Annotated in this window: 19 protein-coding genes; 6 read left to right on the top strand and 13 right to left on the bottom strand. The window is 71.1% G+C overall.

What is annotated here, in order from left to right; translation table 11 throughout:
- The first annotated feature begins 39 nt into the window (after positions 1-39).
- Positions 40-519: a hypothetical protein gene (locus OG714_RS42485; RefSeq protein WP_406129165.1), complete on the top strand. Its 480-nt coding sequence runs from the start codon at positions 40-42 to the stop codon at positions 517-519.
- Between the two features lie 52 nt (positions 520-571).
- Here OG714_RS42485 and OG714_RS42480 read toward each other — a convergent pair whose 3' ends face one another.
- From OG714_RS42480 to OG714_RS42440, 9 genes are all read right to left on the bottom strand, one after another.
- Positions 572-1,156, bottom strand: coding sequence for a hypothetical protein (locus OG714_RS42480; RefSeq protein ID WP_406129163.1), 585 nt, complete (start codon positions 1,154-1,156; stop codon positions 572-574).
- Positions 1,157-1,259: 103 nt separating this feature from the next.
- Complete coding sequence (gene ung / locus OG714_RS42475; RefSeq protein WP_019059414.1) at positions 1,260-1,943, bottom strand: uracil-DNA glycosylase; 684 nt, start codon at positions 1,941-1,943, stop codon at positions 1,260-1,262.
- Between the two features lie 112 nt (positions 1,944-2,055).
- Positions 2,056-3,630 (bottom strand): ABC transporter substrate-binding protein, encoded by a 1,575-nt coding sequence (locus tag OG714_RS42470; protein WP_406129161.1) that lies wholly within the window; start codon positions 3,628-3,630, stop codon positions 2,056-2,058.
- 199 nt (positions 3,631-3,829) lie between these two features.
- Positions 3,830-4,591: an SDR family oxidoreductase gene (locus tag OG714_RS42465; RefSeq protein ID WP_406129159.1), complete on the bottom strand. Its 762-nt coding sequence runs from the start codon at positions 4,589-4,591 to the stop codon at positions 3,830-3,832.
- A 14-nt stretch (positions 4,592-4,605) separates the two neighbouring features.
- Positions 4,606-5,367 (bottom strand): 3-oxoacyl-ACP reductase FabG, encoded by a 762-nt coding sequence (gene fabG, locus OG714_RS42460; protein ID WP_406129157.1) that lies wholly within the window; start codon positions 5,365-5,367, stop codon positions 4,606-4,608.
- Positions 5,368-5,509: 142 nt separating this feature from the next.
- Positions 5,510-5,926, bottom strand: a complete 417-nt coding sequence (locus OG714_RS42455; protein ID WP_019059410.1) for a DUF3037 domain-containing protein — start codon at positions 5,924-5,926, stop codon at positions 5,510-5,512.
- Entirely contained in the window at positions 5,923-6,675 is a 753-nt protein-coding gene (locus OG714_RS42450; RefSeq protein WP_406129155.1) for a HipA family kinase, read from the bottom strand. The genes OG714_RS42455 and OG714_RS42450 overlap by 4 nt, the downstream gene beginning before the upstream one ends.
- Before the next feature lie 152 nt (positions 6,676-6,827).
- On the bottom strand, positions 6,828-7,067 hold the full coding sequence (locus tag OG714_RS42445) for a hypothetical protein (RefSeq protein ID WP_406129153.1): 240 nt from the start codon (positions 7,065-7,067) through the stop codon (positions 6,828-6,830).
- A 5-nt stretch (positions 7,068-7,072) separates the two neighbouring features.
- Positions 7,073-8,779 carry a nitrate/nitrite transporter gene (locus OG714_RS42440; protein WP_406129151.1) on the bottom strand — a complete coding sequence of 569 codons (1,707 nt, stop codon included), beginning with the start codon at positions 8,777-8,779 and terminating at the stop codon, positions 7,073-7,075.
- Positions 8,780-9,125: 346 nt separating this feature from the next.
- Here OG714_RS42440 and OG714_RS42435 point away from each other — a divergent pair, with 346 nt between their 5' ends.
- Positions 9,126-9,608, top strand: coding sequence for a Rieske (2Fe-2S) protein (locus tag OG714_RS42435; RefSeq protein ID WP_406129149.1), 483 nt, complete (start codon positions 9,126-9,128; stop codon positions 9,606-9,608).
- Between the two features lie 3 nt (positions 9,609-9,611).
- On the opposite strand, the gene OG714_RS42430 is transcribed toward OG714_RS42435, so the two are convergent.
- Positions 9,612-10,253 (bottom strand): cysteine hydrolase, encoded by a 642-nt coding sequence (locus tag OG714_RS42430; RefSeq protein WP_406129147.1) that lies wholly within the window; start codon positions 10,251-10,253, stop codon positions 9,612-9,614.
- A gap of 148 nt (positions 10,254-10,401) precedes the next feature.
- Between OG714_RS42430 and OG714_RS42425 the strand changes: the two genes are divergently transcribed.
- Positions 10,402-10,869 carry a pyridoxamine 5'-phosphate oxidase family protein gene (locus OG714_RS42425; protein WP_406129145.1) on the top strand — a complete coding sequence of 156 codons (468 nt, stop codon included), beginning with the start codon at positions 10,402-10,404 and terminating at the stop codon, positions 10,867-10,869.
- 106 nt (positions 10,870-10,975) lie between these two features.
- Here OG714_RS42425 and OG714_RS42420 read toward each other — a convergent pair whose 3' ends face one another.
- Complete coding sequence (locus OG714_RS42420; protein WP_406129143.1) at positions 10,976-11,878, bottom strand: LysR family transcriptional regulator; 903 nt, start codon at positions 11,876-11,878, stop codon at positions 10,976-10,978.
- 74 nt (positions 11,879-11,952) lie between these two features.
- Between OG714_RS42420 and OG714_RS42415 the strand changes: the two genes are divergently transcribed.
- A complete protein-coding gene (locus OG714_RS42415; RefSeq protein WP_406129141.1) occupies positions 11,953-12,903 on the top strand; it encodes a DMT family transporter in 951 nt (316 codons plus the stop codon).
- Positions 12,904-12,982: 79 nt separating this feature from the next.
- On the opposite strand, the gene OG714_RS42410 is transcribed toward OG714_RS42415, so the two are convergent.
- Entirely contained in the window at positions 12,983-14,314 is a 1,332-nt protein-coding gene (locus tag OG714_RS42410) for an aminotransferase class I/II-fold pyridoxal phosphate-dependent enzyme (RefSeq protein ID WP_406129139.1), read from the bottom strand.
- Positions 14,315-14,409: 95 nt separating this feature from the next.
- Between OG714_RS42410 and OG714_RS42405 the strand changes: the two genes are divergently transcribed.
- Positions 14,410-15,096, top strand: coding sequence for a pyridoxamine 5'-phosphate oxidase family protein (locus OG714_RS42405; RefSeq protein ID WP_406129137.1), 687 nt, complete (start codon positions 14,410-14,412; stop codon positions 15,094-15,096).
- Entirely contained in the window at positions 15,096-15,728 is a 633-nt protein-coding gene (locus OG714_RS42400) for an FMN-binding negative transcriptional regulator (RefSeq protein WP_406129136.1), read from the top strand. The genes OG714_RS42405 and OG714_RS42400 overlap by 1 nt, the downstream gene beginning before the upstream one ends.
- Positions 15,729-15,743: 15 nt before the next feature.
- Here OG714_RS42400 and OG714_RS42395 read toward each other — a convergent pair whose 3' ends face one another.
- A complete protein-coding gene (locus OG714_RS42395; protein ID WP_406129134.1) occupies positions 15,744-16,697 on the bottom strand; it encodes a DMT family transporter in 954 nt (317 codons plus the stop codon).
- Positions 16,698-16,712: the final 15 nt, after the last annotated feature.

Here is a 16,712-nt window from a genome sequence, read left to right as displayed (position 1 = left end):
GCTGTCCCAAAGGGGGCCGGAACCAGCAGAGTTGCGCGGGTGCATCGAACGACGACCACCACCGCAACGCTCCTGGTCACCGTGGCTGTCTCGGCCCTCTCCGGCTGTGTGACGGTCCAGCGGCCGGCGGCCCCCGCTCCCCCAGCCGCACCGTCCCAAGCGTCGGTGCCGCGCCCGGACGGCAGCGCGGAGCCGCAGGTCGTACAGGCCCCGGCGCGGGAGGCGCTGGAACTCATCAGCCCGTCCCACCGCCCCAAACCCGCCACGCATCCGCCGCACCACGCACCGGCCCCGCCCCCGCAGGCGGCCCAGGCACCGGTCCCCCGCTCGCACCAGCGCCCCCACCCGCATCCGCACCCGAAGCCGCATCACCCGCGGAAGCCGAGCGCGGACATCCCCGACGTGGTCAAGTCGGTCCCCAAGAACACGCAGGACGTCTGCGCCCTGGGCAAGAAGTACGGCGGCTGGCAGTCGGACAGCCCGCAATCGATCATCTGCGGCCAGACGTACGGCCGTTGAGACGAGCGGGGCTCCGCGGGCGGGACTCCGCGATCGTCGTGACGGACGGACCCTACGGCCGCTGTCTCGGCGGCCCCCAGCTCTCGCCGCCGCCCGCGCCCGCGTCACCCAGCCGCAGCTCCAGCCGGCCGATCGCGGCCCGCACCCCTTTGCCGTAGCCGTCGTCGGCGAGGACGGTGCAGGCGTCGCGGGCACGGCGGATGTGGGTGCGGGCGGCGTCCGGGCGGTCGAGCTTCACATAGTCGGCGGCGAGGTTGAGGTGCAGGGAGGGGTAGAAGGCGCGGATCGCGATCGTGCCCTCCTGGCCGGCGTTCGCGATGTCCCCAGGGTCTCCGGCCTCCCCCGAATGCCCCGAGTCCCCCGGGTCTCCCGCGTCCCGCCCGTCCGTCAGCTCGTCCGCCGCCGACAACGCCCGGAGATCCCAGGCGAGTTCGTCGGTCGGGTCGTCCTGGGTGTCGGCCAGGTAGTGGGCCAACGTGCAGCGGTGGAGCGGGTCGCCGTCCTCGCCCAGCGCCGACCACAGGCCCAGCAGCCGGTCCCGGGCCTCCTCGCGGTCGCCGCCGTGGTGCAGCATGACGATCTGCCCGATCCGCGTCAGCAGAGCGTCCGGCGCCGCCTGCTCCTGTCGCTCCGCCACCGCGTCCTCCGCACTCGCCAGCCACCCTGGCTGTCCCTGTCGACGCTAACCGGCGGCACTGACAATCCCCGTCAGGCGGCACCGTCCCCCCGTCCCGGTGAGGTCAGCCAAGGTTCGGGATGCGCCAGTCGATCGCGGTGTGGCCCTGCTTCGCGACTGCCTCGTCGATCTGGGTGAACGGGTGGGAGCCGAAGAACTTCTTGGCCGACAGCGGGGAGGGGTGCGCGCCCTTGACGACCACGTGGCGCTCCTCGTCGATCAGGGGGAGCTTCTTCTGCGCGTAGTTGCCCCACAGGACGAAGACGGCCGGGTCGGGGCGGTCGGCGACCGCGCGGATCACCGCGTCGGTGAACTTCTCCCAGCCCTTGCCCTTGTGCGAGTTCGCCTCGCCGGAGCGGACCGTGAGCACCGCGTTAAGCAGCAGGACGCCCTGCTGGGCCCACGGCATCAGATAGCCGTTGTCCGGGATCGGGAGGTCGAGCTCCTCCTTCATCTCCTTGTAGATGTTCCGGAGGGAGGGCGGGGTCTTCACCCCGGGGCGGACCGAGAAGCACAGGCCGTGGCCCTGGCCCTCGCCGTGGTAGGGGTCCTGCCCGAGGACCAGCACCTTCACCTGGTCGTACGGCGTCGCCTCCAGCGCGGCGAAGACCTCCTCGCGCGGCGGGTAGACGGGACCCTTCGCCCGCTCCTCCTCGACGAATTCGGTCAGCTCCTTGAAGTAGGGCTGCTGAAGCTCGTCGCCCAGGACCCCGCGCCAGGACTCGGGGAGCATGGAGATGTCGGTCACGTCAACTTCCTTACCGTGTGCGGCAACTGCGATGAGGGGCGACCGCGCGGTGCGGTCGCTGCCATGCCCAGAACCTACAGGCGGCCACTGACAACGGGTGCCAAGAGCCGTGTCACCAGCTGGTCTTGCGGTACAGCTCCCACATCATCATGATCGTCGACGGGTCGAGTGCCTGCTCCCCGCCGGAGATGTCGTCGCTCGCGGCGACGTACTGCCGGCCCTGCCACAGCGGCAGCAGCCGCGCGTCGTCCACCAGGATCTGCTGGGCGTCCTCGAACTCCTTGACCACGTCGGCCCGGTCGTCCTCCCGACGGGACTCGGGCAGCAGTACGTCGGTGATCCTGGTCGACAGGTACGGCGTACCGAGCGCGTTCTGCTGCCCCACGAACGGCGCGATGAAGTTCTCGGCGTCGGGGAAGTCCGGGAACCAGCCGCGCCCGAACACCGGGTAATCGCCCTTCTGGTAGCCCGTCACGTAGGTCTTCCAGGGGCGGCTCCTGAGGGTGATCGTGAAGAGCCCGGAGTCGTCCAACTGCCGCTTCAGTTCCCTGAATTCGAGGGCGGTCTCGGAGCCGTAGCGGTCGGTCGTGTACCAGAGGGTGAGCGGGACGGGCCGGTTGATGCCCGCGTCGGTGAGGAGCTTGCGGGCCTTGGGGACGCTGGGGTCGCCGAAGTCGTCGAAGAACGCGGTGGTGTGGCCGGTGAGGCCCTTCGGGACCATCGAGTAGAGCGGGTCCACGGTGTCGCGGTAGATCTTGTGGGTGATCGCCCCGCGGTCGACGACCTGGGCGACGGCCTTGCGGACGGCGAGGTTCCCGGCCCAGCGGTCCTTGGGGTTGAACACCAGGTAGTTGATGTCGGTGCCGGAGCCGTCGACCAGTTGCAGGCTCTTGGAGGTACGGCCCTGGAGGGCGATGATGTCGTCGGCGGCGAGGCCGCGGTAGGTGACGTCGATCTTCCCGTCCCGCAGCGCCTTCACCATGGTGCCCGAGTCCTGGAAGTAGCGGATCGTCACCGCGCTGTTCTCGCGCTTGGCGTAGCCCTTGTAGCGGTCGTTCCGGACGAGTCGGGCCTGTTTCCCGTCGTCGTACGACTTCAGTGTGTACGGCCCGGAGCCGAAGACCTTGCCGTCCTTGCGCAGGGAGTGCGCGGGGTAGTCGTCGGGGTCGACGATCGACATGGCCGGGGTGGCGAGCACGAACGGGAAGGTGGCGTCGGGCTTGTTGAGGTGGAAGACGACGTCGCGGTCGTCGAGGACCTGCACGCGGTCGAGGCTCCCCAGCAGGCCCGCGGGGCCGCTCGACACGTTGATCTGCCGGATCCGGTCGATGGAGTGCTTGACGGCCTGGGCGTCGAGGGTGTCGCCGTCGGCGAACTTCATGTCCGCGCGGAGTTCGCAGCGGTACGTCGTGTTCGAACTGTCCGTGAAGGCGCACTTGGCGGCGTCCGCCTCGGGTGTCGTCGCACCGGACGGGTAGGCGAGCAGCGTCTGGTAGATGTTGCGGAACAGTTCCCAGGAGCCGTCCCAGGAGGCGGCCGGATCGAGTGTGCTGGGGGCGCTGGTGGTGCCGACGACGATGGCTCCCCCGTCGTCGGGATTCCCGTCCGAGAACACACCGCATCCGGCCGCCAGGGATATCGACGCGATCGCCGCGCCCGCCCGCAGGCCTCGGTTCCGGTTGAACACACGCACGCTCCTCGATCCGCCGTACCAAGGGTCGGCAGACCGTACCGCAGTTCCCCGCCCGGAAAAGCTGGTTCGGACGGGGCTGTTGAGCAGCGTTTTTATGACGACGTTGTCATTCGGCTGTGCGCGTTTTATGTCCTGACACGGGCGCCGATTCCGTCAAGGGAACAGCAAAGAGATCGGCGCCCGGGCGGATCGGTCAGCCGACTCCGGCGTTCAGGAGGATGCCGCCGTCGACGACGAGGGTCTGGCCGGTGATCCAGTCGGACTGGTCCGACGTCAGGAAGGCGGCGGTGCCGCCGATGTCGGACGGCACGCCGAGTCGGGCCAGCGGGTAGGAGGCGGCGGCCTCCGCCTCGCGGCCCTCGTACAGGGCGGCGGCGAACTTGGTCTTCACGACCGCCGGGGCGATCGCGTTGACCCGCACGCCGGGCGCGAACTCGTGCGCCAGCTGGAGCGTCAGGTTGATCATCGCGGCCTTGCTGACGCCGTACGCGCCGATGAACGGCGAGGCGGAGACGCCGGCGAGGGAGGCGATGTTGACGATGGCGCCGCCGTTGTCCTTCTGCCAGGCGTGCCAGGTCTTCTGGGCGAAGCCGAGCGCCGAGACGACGTTGGTCTCGAAGACCTTGCGGGCGACGTTCAGGTCGAGGTCGGCGATCGGGCCGAACACCGGGTTCGTACCGGCGTTGTTGACCAGGAAGTCGACGCGGCCGAAGGCCTCCATCGTGCGCTCGACGACGACGGTCTGGTGGGCCTCGTCGTGGGCCTTGCCGGCGACGCCGATGACGCGCTCGGCGCCGAGGGCCTCGACGGCCTCCTTGAGGGCGTCCTCGCTGCGGCCGGTGATGCAGACCCGGTCGCCTCGGGCGAGCAGCGCCTCCGCGACGCCGTAGCCGATGCCGCGGCTGGCGCCGGTGATGACGGCGACCTTGCCGGAGAGTTCAGGCAGTTCAGTCATGGTTCCCGTGTTCCCTAGTTGAGCGGTCCGCCGGCGACGTACAGGACCTGGCCGGAGACGAAACCGGCCGCCTCGTTGGTGAAGAAGGCGACGGCGTTGGCGATGTCGTCGGGTTCGCCGACGCGCTGCACCGGGATCTGGGTGGCGGCCGCGGCCTTGAAGTCGTCGAAGCCCATGCCGACGCGGGCGGCGGTCGCGGCGGTCATGTCGGTGGCGATGAAGCCGGGGGCGACGGCGTTGGCCGTGATGCCGAACTTGCCCAGCTCGATGGCGAGGGTCTTGGTGAAGCCCTGGAGGCCGGCCTTGGCGGCGGAGTAGTTGGCCTGGCCGCGGTTGCCGAGGGCGGAGGACGAGGAGAGGTTGACGATGCGGCCGAAGCCCGCGTCGACCATGTGCTTCTGGACGGCCTTGGTCATCAGGAACGAGCCGCGCAGGTGCACGCCCAGGACGGTGTCCCAGTCGGCGACGCTCATCTTGAAGAGCAGGTTGTCGCGGAGCACGCCCGCGTTGTTGACGAGGATCGTCGGCGCGCCGAGCTCCGCGGCGATCCGCGTGATCGCGGCCTCGACCTGTGCCTCGTCGGAGACGTCGGCGCCGACCGCGAGGGCCTTGCCGCCGGCCGCGGTGATCTTCTCCACGGTGTCCTTGCAGGCGGCCTCGTCGAGGTCGATCACGGCGACCGCACGGCCCTCGGCCGTGAGGCGTACGGCGGTGGCGGCGCCGATGCCCCGCGCCCCGCCGGTGACGATCGCGACCCGCTGCTCAGTGGTGGACATTCCTGGTTCTCCTCGCCCTTGAGAGACTCTCGGCCCCTGGAACCGCGGCCCGCCGGTGAGCGACCGCTTAGTACCTTCGCCAGACGTGACGCTAGAAGCCCTGGCACTCGGTGTCAACGTGCGTGCGGCCAGGTGTGATCCATTACCTCACCAGCAGGTCCAGCAGGCGCTCCGCCTCGGCCGCCGGATCGACGGTGAGACCGGTGTGCACGGGCCCCGGCTGCACCACCGTGGACCGGGGCGCGATCAGCCACCGGAACCGCCGCCCGGCATCGTCCACCGCCGCCTGCCCGGCCGCCTCCCCGCCCGCGCACACGCCTTCCACGGCGCCGAGCGCGGCCCGGATTCCGGCCACGTCGGCCGCCGGGTCGAGAGCGAGCAGCCTCGCCTCGTCCAGATGGGTGCGGGCGCCGACGTAGGACTGGGCACGGCAGTAGACGAGCACGCCGGCGTTGACGCACTCGCCGCGCTCGATGCGCGGTACGACCCGGAGGAGGGCGTACTCGAAGACGTCCCGGGTGTTCGCCTCGCTCGGGCGGATGATGTGGCGCTCGGTCACTGGAGTCCCTTGATGCGTTCATGGAGGAAGGGCACGCGCGCGAGGAGGGGTGCCGCGTACGCCTCACGGAGGAGGTCCGGGGTGTCGAAGCCGGGTTCGCCGGTCAGCCAGGCGTCGGGGATCTCGGCGGTGACCTCTGCGAGGAGTTCCTCGGTGACCTTCGGTGCCAGGTCTACGGCCGCGGTCGCGACGTCCGGCGTGAAGCGGGCGAGGGCGTGGTCGGCGGCGTCGTAGGGGCGGGCCGCGGAGGTCTGGGCGCCGGGCCAGTTGTGGTGCCAGATCATGGTGGCGCCGTGGTCGATGAGCCACAGGTCGCCGTGCCACATCAGCAGGTTGGGGTTGCGCCAGGAGCGGTCGACGTTGTTGACCAGCGCGTCGAACCAGACGATCCGGCCGGCCTCCTCGGGGCTCACCGTGAAGGCGAGCGGGTCGAAGCCGAGCGCACCGGACAGGAAGTCCATGCCGAGGTTGGTGCCGCCGCTGGACTTGAGCAGTTCCTGGACCTGCTGGTCGGGTTCGCCGAGCCCCAGCACGGGGTCGAGGTCGAGGGTCACCAGGCGGGGCACCCGGAATCCCAGCCGCCGGGCCAGCTCCCCCACGACGACCTCGGCGACGAGCGTCTTGCGGCCCTGCCCCGCGCCGCTGAACTTCATGACGTACGTCCCGAAATCGTCCCCCTCGACGAGCCCCGGCAGCGAGCCGCCCTCGCGCAGGGGTGTGATGTAGCGGGTGGCGATGACTTCCTTCATGAAGTGAGCATAGTGATCGCGCGTGACCACCGGCCAAGAGCACCCGAGCCACCGCGCCGGCCTCACCACCGACGCTCCGCGGCCGCCGATGCCCACGTGGCGCCGCTCGGCCTTTCGTCCAGCGGGAGTCCGGTGATAAGTCTGCCCTGGAGTCACTTCGGTCTGCCCTGCGTGACGATCCCCTTGCCGCGCGGCGTCGGGGAGTTGCCCCTCGGACTCCAGCTCGCGGGGCGCCGCCACTCCGACCTGCGGCTGCTCGGGTGGGCGAGCGAAATCGCCGCGAAGGTCGTTGAGGTCAAGTCGCGCTCCCAGCCCCGGAGTTCCGGGTCCGTCATAGTCACCGACGCGCCGCGGCCGGGCAGTTGCGCCCAGGCCGCGGCGTTGGTCAACACGTCGGTCAGACCTCGCTCCCGGCGAGCGCGGCCAGTTCGCGGTCGACGGCGTCCTGGTGGGCCTGGGCGTCCTCGCGGGCCTTCTTCGGGCTCCAGCGGCCGGCCATCACGAACACGAAGGGCAGGAACAGGACTTGGCCGCCCACGCAGATCCACCACCAGGTGCGCCACTCGCCGGGGCCGTTCTTCACGGCCTTCTGCACCTCCGGCCCGTGCTCCTTGAGCACCTTGAGCTCCGGCTGCGCCTTCTGTACGACGGCCAGGTCGGCGGCGCCGACTTCCTTGACCGCTTGGGCGGCCAGGGCGGGAGGCGTGGTGGTGGGCGTGTACTTGCCGAGTTCGGCGAAGAGTTGGGGGTGGGCGCCGACGATGGCGAGGGCAGGGGCGGCCTGCTTCTGTGCGGCCGCCACCTCGGCGCCGTGTTCGACGAGCGGGGTGACGGAGGTGACGAGCACCGGGATGAACGCGGCCGACACGGCGACCACGATCCGTACCGTCCAGCCCCAGACCGCGAGCCCCGCGGCGGTCGCGGCCGGATTGCGCTTCTCCACGGTCTCGGTGAAGCTCGCCATCCACGGCGCGTAGGCGACCCCGCTGAACACACCGATCGCCACGAACAGCCAGGCGAAGGTGTAGTAACCGGTCGTCGCGTGGGTGGCCAGCGAGGCGAAGACGGCGGTCGCCACGATCGCACCGATCCCGCCCACGATCATGAACGGTTTGCGCACCAGCAGCCGGTCCGACAGCAGGCCCGCCACGATCAGCGCGAGGGCGTTCGCCGCCCAGTACCAGTTGGCGAGGCCGTTGGTGCGCTGCTCGCTGTAGCCGAAGGTGGTCGAGAAGTAGACGACGAAGTTGCCGACCGCGGCGTAGTACAGAAGCAGGAACACGGCGATCGCGAAGGCGGAGCCGAGGATGTCCAGGCGCAGCATCTGGCGCCACTCCCCGCGCCGTACCGCCTCCGTGTCCAGCCCCTTGGCGCGCGCCTCGACCAGGGCACGGTCGCGCAGGCTCACCATGATCTGGTCGCGCAGCCCCGGCGACAGCTCGCGCAGGGCGAACAGGGTGACGACGAACACGACCAGTCCGGCCGCCCCGGAGTAGCGCAGTTCGTCCTGCCAGCCGGCGGTGTCGAGCGTGCTGCTGGTCACCGAGGTGACGACGAGGCTGCCGATGACCGGGCCCATCGTCCAGTAGCCCATCGCGGTGGCCCGGCCCAGCTGCGGTGAGAAGTCGCGGATCAGCGCCGGGGTCGCGACCAGCACGATGCCCTCGACGAAGCTGACCAAGGCGAACAGCACCAAGTACGTCGTCTTGTCACCGGCGTTGGGCAGTCCGAAGAAGACCAGGAGCGCGGCGACGAGCAGGCCGTAGACCACGAGGTTCGCCCGCCCCCACCGGTCCGCGAGGCCTGCCACGAGGGAGGCGAAGGCCCCGACCGCGTTGCCGATGACCGAGACCCACACGAAGTAGCGGTAGGTCATGTCGAAGTGCGTGATGATCGACGTCGCCACCGCGTACTGGATGTAGAGCATGTAGTAGAGCACCACGGTGGTGACCACCACGATCGCCAGGTACGACATGCGCCGCCCGGTGGCCGGATACGCCGCCAGGTCGCGGCGGTACAGGCCGGCGAGCGAGCCACGAGCACCGGCGCCGGGCGCGTCGGCACCGGGGCCTCGCGTGTCGGAAGGTGCGGAGGCGGAGGGCATACGACTCCCTTTGGAGCGGGCGGGGGACGAAGGGGGCGGCGGGAGGTGGGGGCTCCCTCCGTTCGAGCGGACGCTAGTACCGACTAGTCGGTATGGCTAGATGTGCGACACGACTTCCTTGGACATCTCCGCAGGTTGCCGGTGTTCGTTGCCGATGCCTGTTACTGGCGACTGTTGCAGGTGCCTGATCAGGCCTTATACGCGGCCGACAGCTGACCGACAGGGACGTTTTACGTCTTCCTGATCTCGATAAGGCCAAGCTCTCGACACCGTCTGAACGACGGTCACCCGCACCTCGTACCCCTTTGCACACCCACAAATGCTTCCCTATGGAAGGAACGTCAGCATGACCAGCGATTCGTTCGAACCCGTTACGACGCCGTCCCGCCGCACCGCGTTGGCGGCGGTCGGCGCGGCGGGACTCGCCGTCGCGCTGACCGCGTGCTCGTCCAGCGACGACTCGTCGTCGGACACCTCGGGCTCCTCGAACTCGGACTCCACCAGCACGTCCGGCGCGTCCACCGCCCAGGGTGACGCGGGCGGCACCGAGCTGGCGAAAACCACCGACATCCCCGAGGGCGGCGGCAAGATCTTCGCGAGCCAGGGCGTGGTGGTCACCCAGCCGACGGCTGGCACCTACAAGGCGTTCTCGTCGAAGTGCACCCACCAGGGCTGTGCGGTGAGCAGCATCAGCGACGGTGTCATCGTCTGCCCGTGCCACAAGAGCGAGTTCTCCGTCACGGACGGCAGCGTGAAGAAGGGTCCCGCGACCCAGGCGCTGCCCGCCGAGCAGATCACCGTCTCCGGGGACTCCATCACGCTGGCGTGACGATCAGCCTCGGCGCGGTCGTTTGAGACAGCCCAGCACCTCGTCCGTGGTCGCGACCGTAGCGACCAATGCGAGGGTGTTGCGGATCATCGCGGGGGTGTAGTCGGCGGGCACCCCCGCGATGGCGTCCCTGGGGACGACGACGGTGTAGCCGCGGTTGACGGCGTCGAACACCGCGTTGGGAATGGCCACGTTGGCCGAGACGCCGGTGACGATCAGCGTCCGGCAGCCCAAGTTCCTTAGCAGCGCGTCGACTTCGGTGCCCTGGATCGGCGACAGGCCGTGCAGCCGTCGTACGACGAAGTCCTCCTCGGCGACCTCGATCGGGGGCGCCACGCGCACCGCCGTGGTGCCCGACAACTGCTGGACGGGCAGGCGTTCGGCGGCACGGAACAGGCGGGCGTTGTGGTTCGCGCCCCGGCCGTCGGGCCGGCGCTCGGCGATCGCGTGGATCACCTGCACCCCGCTCTCGTGCGCGGCGGCGACGAGTCGGGCCACGTTCGTCAGCGCGCCAGACGAGCGTGCGGCGAGGGCGAGTTCGGGCAGTGCGCTGTCCGGTCCCACCACCCCCTGCTGGCACTCGACGGTCAGCAGCACGGTGCTCACCGTGTCGAGGATCTCACTGAGTTGTTCGTGCGACGGCATGGCTCTCCCTTGTCGTCGACGGCCGGGGCGGGCGACAGTAACGAGCATCGTGTGCGGAGGGAAGACGGCCGACGCTCCTCCGGCCCAATTTCTGACGCAGCGTCAGAAGTGGCTGCCCGCCGCTCGTGCCGTAGTCGAAGGGGACCGCATGACCGCCACTCAGCGTCGAGGCCGGAAGATCATGATGACACCCGAGGAACTGGACGAGTTCCTCGCCACCGAGCGCACCTGCCGCGTCGCGACCGTCTCCGCGGACGGGGCCCCGCACGTCAGCCCACTCTGGTTCGCCTGGGACGGCACCTCGTTGTGGCTGTACTCGATCACGCGCAGCAAGCGCTGGTCCGACCTGCGCCGCGACCCGCGCGTCGCGGTGGTGATCGACGGCGGGCACGCCTACGACGAGTTGCGCGGCGTCGAGCTGTCCGGGACCGTCGAGTTCGTGGGCGAGGCCCCGCGCACGGGCGAGCCGCATCCCGAACTCGTCGCCGTGGAGAAGCTGTTCGCGCAGAAGAACTTCGGCCTCGACGCGATGCCGTACGACGGCCGGCACGCGTGGATACGCCTGACACCGGACACGCTCGCGTCCTGGGACTTCCGCAAGATGGCGGCGCTGTAAGGCAGTTGGCGCGAGAACGCCTCCGAGGACGCGGTCCCGTGGGACTTTCGGGGCACCTGGTCCTCGCCCGCGGCGAGCGTCCGTGTGACCGGAGTGAAACGCCCGCTCAGCCGACGGCCTCGGCCGCCGTCCGGAGTGCCTCGACCGCCGCGCGGATGGACGGGCGGCGGTCGGCGTCGGCGCGCCAGACGACGTAGACGTGTCGGCGGACCCGTTGCTTCAGCGGGACGGTGACGACTCCCGCGGGCATCGGGTTGCGGCCCAGCAGGGGGGCGACGCAGACACCCAAACCGGCTGCCACCAGGCCGAGTTGGGTGTGGGTCTCGGCGGCGCGGTGACCGATGATCGGCTCGATGCCGCGGGAGCGCAGGGTGAACATCAGCCACTCGTGGCAGAACTCGCCCTCGGCCCAGGTGATCCACTCGTCGTCGGCGAACTCACCGAGGTCCACCTCGTCGCGCCCGGCCAGCGGATGATCGGCCGGCATCGCGACGTCGGCGGGGTCGTCCAGGATCGGCGCCTTGACCAGACCGTCCGGGAGCGGCATCGGCTTGTTGTACCAGTCGAGGACGACGGCGAGGTCGAGGTCGCCGCGCACGACGCCCGCGATGCCGCTCTCCGGCTCCTGTTCCGTGGAGCGGACGCGCAGCGCGGGGTGCTGGGCGCGCAGGGCGGCGAGCGCGGTGGGGAACAGGCCGCGGGCAGCGGTCGGGAACGCGGAGAGCCTCAACTCACCGACCACCTGCCCCCGTTGGGCCTCCAGGTCGGCCTGGGCCAGCTCCACCTGGGAGAGGATGCGGCCCGCGTGCTCCGCGAGCAGCCGCCCGGCGTCCGTGAGCCGCACGCCCCGCCCGTTCTTGGCGAGGAGCTGCTGCCCCACCTCCCGCTCCAGCTTGGACATCTGCTGCGACACGGCCGAGGTCGTCACATGCAGCCCTTCGGCCGCACCGCTGACCGAGCCGTGCCGGGCGAGGGCGTCCAGGGTACGCAGGCGCTCCAGATTCAACATGTAAGCGATACTACGAGGTATCGGGCTCGAAATCTCGCTTGTGCTACGAGGTCGGAGCCAGGATCTTGGTACCCATGAGCACCGCCGCGACCACCGCCGCCACCCGGAAGCAGGCCCGGGACACCGCCACGCCCCTCCCCCGCCGCGCGCTCGACTGGCGGCTGCGGTTCGGAGCGCTCTCCCTCATCTGGGGCTTCAGCTTCCTGCTCATCAAGGTGGGCACACACGGCTACGCACCCTTCCAAGTCACGTTCGGGCGGCTGCTGTTCGGCACGGCGGTGCTCGCGGCGGCGATGGCGGTGAAGCGGCAGCGGCTGCCGCGCGGCGCGCGCACGTGGGCTCATCTGGCGGTCGCCGCGTTCCTGCTCAACGCCCTGCCGTTCTCACTCTTCGCCTACGCCGAGCTGACGATCCCGTCCACGCTCGCGGGCATCTGCAACGCGACCTCGCCGCTGTGGGGCATGGCCCTGTCCCTGGTCGCCCTCTCCGAGGACCGTCCGACCCGCGTCCGCGTGGCCGGCCTGGGCCTGGGTTTCCTGGGCGTCCTCACGGTCCTCGGCGCCTGGCAGGGCTTCAACGGCCTGGACGCCAGGGGCACGGCGATGGCCCTGCTCGCCTCGCTCAGCTATCCGATCGGCTGGATCTACGTCCGCCGCACCCTGGCCGGCACCGGCGCCTCCCATCTCTCGCTGACCGGCGCCCAGTTGCTCCTGGCCACCCTCCAACTGGCCGTCATAACCCCGTTGTTCACGTCCGTACCGACCCGCTTCCCGGTCCTCCCCCTGCTGGCGATCGCCGCGCTGGGCGCTCTGGGCACGGGTCTCGCCGTTCTCCTCCAGTACGGCCTGGTCGCCGAAGTCGGCCCCACCACCGCCCAGATGGTCACGTACTTCATCCCGGTGATCGCCACGGCGGCGGGCGTCGCGATCCTGGGCGAGTCGCTGACCTGGTCGACTCCGGTCGGGGCGGTGATCGTGCTGGCGGGGGCGGCGCTCACGCAGATGCGGCCGAGAGGGAAGCGGTAACCGTCGCCCGGCGGACGAGAGGTCGCGAGCACCCGCTCGCCCGGTGGACGAGGGGTCGTAAGCCCCCCGCGAACCGGCGTCAGACGTAGCCGCGAACCGGTGCCGGGCCGCTGGCGGAAGCGATCGCCTCCGCCAGGGGTCCGGTCTCGTCGGACGTCAGCGTCGAGACGGTGACGCGGATGCCCGGGGGTGCGCCCAGGCGGAAGCGGGCACCCGGGGCCACGGCCCAACCGGCGTGCAGGAGGCGGGAGACGGCACCGGTCTCGTCCGGTACCGGGATCCACACGTTGAGGCCGCTGGTGCCGTGGGCCGCGACCCCGCGTTCGGCGAGCGCGGCGATCAGCGCGTCCCGGCGGGCGCCGTACGCGGCGGCCACCACCGGCGTGTCGACCGCGCCGTCGGCCCACAGCCGGGCCACGGCCCGCTGGGTGATACGGCTGACCCAGCCCGGGCCCAGCCGTTGGCGGCCGCGGACCCGGTCGAGAGTGACGGCGTCACCGGTGAGCACGGCGAGCCGCAGGTCGGGGCCGTACGCCTTGGCGACCGAGCGGACGAAGGCCCAGGTGCGGGTGGTGCCGGCCAGGGGGTGCAGGGGCTGGTCGACGATGCCGTGGCCGTGGTCGTCCTCGATCAGCAGGATCTCCGGGTGGCGGCGGAGCACGGACCGCAGAGCACGCGCGCGCGTGACGCTCACCACGGCTCCGGTGGGGTTCTGCGCCCGGTCGGTGACGATCAGGGCCCGCGCGCCGGACTCCAACGCGGCGCGCACGTCGTCGGGGAGGGGTCCGTCGTCGTCGACGCGGACGGGGGTCACGCGCAGCCCCAGCGCCGGTACGAGGTCGAGCAGGCTGCCCCACCCCGGGTCTTCCACGGCGACGGTGTCCCCGGGCTTCAGATGGGCGGCCAGGACGCGCTCGATGGCGTCCAGGGAGCCGGAGGTGACGGCCACGGGGCCTGACGGCACCCCCTCCGCGTCCAGCTCGGTCCGGGCGATGCGGGCCAGTTCCGGTTCGACCGGGTCGTCGCCGTACATGACCGGTTCACGGTCGGACTGTTCGGCGGCGAAGGTGAACGCCCGTACCAGGGAGGGCAGTTGCGCCGGATCCGGGTTGCCGTGGGAGACGTCGCGGACCCCCGTCGGCACGTCCACCCGGATGTGCTCGCGCCCGGTCGTGGCCGGCTTGGGACGCACCCGGCTGCCCCGGCGCCCGGCGGTCTCGATGACCCCGCGCTCCCGCAGCGTCCGGTACGCGGCCGCGACCGTGTTGGGGTTCACGCCCAGCTCGACCGCCAACTCCCGCATGGGCGGCAGCAGTTGCCCGGGCACCAGCTCTCCCGAACCCACCGCGCGCTCGACGTCGGCCGCAATGTCGGCTGCGCGTCGCCCTTCGATCCGATATCCTCCTAGCACAAAGAACACTATGCACTAGTGCAATACGAATGGCAACCAGGCAGCCGTACCCCGGACAGCGGACACACCGAGCGGACACACCAATGGAGAGCACCATGCAGGGGACCACCTCGCAGCCGACGTCGCAGCCCGTCGCCTACACGCCGACCGACCGGACCGTCCCCACGCGCTCCGCGGACCGGGCGTCGTACGACAAGGAGTTGGTGCACGCGATACTCGACGCGGCCTACGTCTGCCACCTCGGCTTCGTGCGGGACGGCGCGCCGGTCGTGCTGCCGACGCTGTACGGGCGGGTCGGCGAGCGGCTGTACGTGCACGGTTCGACGGGCGCGCGCCCGCTGCGGATGACGGGGCAGGCCGATCCGGGGCTGCCGGTGTGCCTGACGGTCACGCACGTCGACGGGCTGGTGCTGGCCCGTTCCGCGTTCCACCACTCGATCAACTACCGCTCCGTGGTGGTGCACGGCATCGCCCACCAGGTGATGGACCCCGAGGAGAAGCGGACGGCGCTGGACGCGCTGGTCGACCATGTCGTGCCGGGCCGGTCGGCGGACTCGCGGCCCGCCAACAAGAAGGAACTCGCCGCCACCATGGTGATCCGCCTCGACCTCGACGAGGTCTCCGCCAAGCTCCGCACCGGCGGCGCGAACGACGAGCCGGAGGACCTGGACCTCCCCCACTGGGCCGGTGTGGTCCCGCTCCGCCCCGCCTACGGAGCCCCGCTCCCGAACGACGACCTGGCCCCCGGCACCGAACTCCCCGCCTACCTGGCCGCGTTGTAATGCTCATCCACCCCTGGGACGCACCCCAGGACGACGCCGAGTGGCAACGCTGGCTCGCCGCCCACGACTTCGGCCAGCTGGCCGTCAACGGGCCCTCCGGGGAACCCCCGTTCGTCCAGCCCCTCCACTTCGCCTACGACCCCGGGCGCGGCGAGGCGATCATCCATCTCGCCCGCCCCAACCCCCTGTTGCCCGCGCTGGAGGCGGCCCCGCAGGTGGTCCTGAGCGTCGTCGACGACTACGTCTACGTCCCCGGCCCCTGGCAGGCGGAACCGGACGGCCCGCCCGAGCACGGCGTGCCGACCAGCTTCTACGCGGCGGTCCAACTCCGGTGCACAGCGCACCTGGTGGACGACCCCGCCGAGACGGCGACCCTGCTCAATCGCCAGGTCGGCCACTTCCAGCCCGAGGGCGGTTCCTCGACGGTCGCGGCGGGCGAGGCGCCGTACGGACGGCTGTTGTCCGGTATCCGGGTGGTGCGGCTCGAAGTGACCGGCGTGCGCGCGAAGTTCAAGTACGCGGGGAAGCGGTCGGCCGAGGTGCGGGACCGGATCGCGGCGGGGCTCGTGGGGCGGGGTGGTCCTCGGGACGCGGTGGCCCGGGAGCACCTGCTGCGCCGGCGCGAGGGCTGAGGAGCCGAACTCCCGTCACACAAGAGGGTGTTCGGCCGCTGGCGCCCCGCGTGCTTCCGTCACCGCGAGGCCCGCGACCGAGGCGAGCATCAGCAGGGTGCCGGCCAGGGTCGTCGGGGTCGGCCGTTCGCCGAGCAGGACGACGGCGAGTACGGCCGCGCTCACCGGTTCGAGGAGCATGATCACGGAGACCGTGGCAGAGCGTACGACGGCCGCGGCCACGAAGTAGAGCGCGTAGGCGAGGGCGGTCGGGACCGTCGCGATGTATCCGAGGAGCCACAGGACCCGGCCCGGCTGGGCGGTGTGCGGTACCAGCCCCTCGGCCAGGGCGAGCGGCAGCAGGCACAGGCTGGTGACCGCGAACGTACCGACTGCCGTGGCGGACGCGTCGGTTCCGCCGCCGCGTCCCCAGCGCCGGGTCAGCAGCGTCATGGCGGTGCCGCCGGCCGCCGAGACGAGCGCGAGCAGGACGCCCGACGGACGTACGGTCGCGGCCGGCCCCAGGGACAGCACGGCGAGCCCGGTGAGCGCCCCGCCCACGGCGACCGCGCCGCCGGCGCCGAGCCGCTCCCCCAGGGTCAGCCGGGCGCCGAGCGCGACGAGCACGGGTCCTGCGCCGAGTGCGACGACGGTCGCCACGGCGAGGCCGGTGGCCGCGACGGCCGCGAAGTAGGCCGTCTGGAAGACGGCCAGCCCGAGGCCGGTCGTCACGGTCCGCAGGGCCTTGCGGCCGAGCGGTTCGGCTACGGCGGCGGGGCGCGCCCCCGGCCGTCGAAGGCGGAGAAGGCGGACGGTGAGCAGGAGCAGGAAACCGGCCGCGCAGCGCCAGAAGGACAGGGCGAGGGGGCCGAGGTCGCTGGTCCGGTAGACCAGGGAGGCGGCCGCGCCCGCGGTGCCCCAGGCGACTCCGGCGATGATCAGGTAGAGCAGGCCTCGCCCGACGGGCAGGCCGAGAGCAGGGTTCGACACGAGGGGTCTCCGCAG

Origin of the sequence: Streptomyces sp. NBC_00989 (assembly GCF_045162655.1) — a bacterium.
GTDB lineage: Bacteria > Actinomycetota > Actinomycetes > Streptomycetales > Streptomycetaceae > Streptomyces.
Note: the sequence above shows the minus strand (reverse complement) of the source record. Positions and strands in the feature narration are given on the sequence as shown.

Excerpts from the sequence above, each read along its gene's own strand:
- OG714_RS42465 (WP_406129159.1), bottom strand. The coding sequence starts at position 4,591 with ATGACTGAACTGCCTGAACTCTCCGGCAAGGTCGCCGTCATCACCGGC.
- fabG (WP_406129157.1), bottom strand. The coding sequence starts at position 5,367 with ATGTCCACCACTGAGCAGCGGGTCGCGATCGTCACCGGCGGGGCGCGG.
- OG714_RS42450 (WP_406129155.1), bottom strand. The coding sequence starts at position 6,675 with ATGAAGGAAGTCATCGCCACCCGCTACATCACACCCCTGCGCGAGGGC.
- OG714_RS42440 (WP_406129151.1), bottom strand. The coding sequence starts at position 8,779 with ATGCCCTCCGCCTCCGCACCTTCCGACACGCGAGGCCCCGGTGCCGAC.
- OG714_RS42435 (WP_406129149.1), top strand. The coding sequence starts at position 9,126 with ATGACCAGCGATTCGTTCGAACCCGTTACGACGCCGTCCCGCCGCACC.
- OG714_RS42430 (WP_406129147.1), bottom strand. The coding sequence starts at position 10,253 with ATGCCGTCGCACGAACAACTCAGTGAGATCCTCGACACGGTGAGCACC.
- OG714_RS42425 (WP_406129145.1), top strand. The coding sequence starts at position 10,402 with ATGACCGCCACTCAGCGTCGAGGCCGGAAGATCATGATGACACCCGAG.
- OG714_RS42420 (WP_406129143.1), bottom strand. The coding sequence starts at position 11,878 with ATGTTGAATCTGGAGCGCCTGCGTACCCTGGACGCCCTCGCCCGGCAC.
- OG714_RS42415 (WP_406129141.1), top strand. The coding sequence starts at position 11,953 with ATGAGCACCGCCGCGACCACCGCCGCCACCCGGAAGCAGGCCCGGGAC.
- OG714_RS42405 (WP_406129137.1), top strand. The coding sequence starts at position 14,410 with ATGCAGGGGACCACCTCGCAGCCGACGTCGCAGCCCGTCGCCTACACG.
- OG714_RS42400 (WP_406129136.1), top strand. The coding sequence starts at position 15,096 with ATGCTCATCCACCCCTGGGACGCACCCCAGGACGACGCCGAGTGGCAA.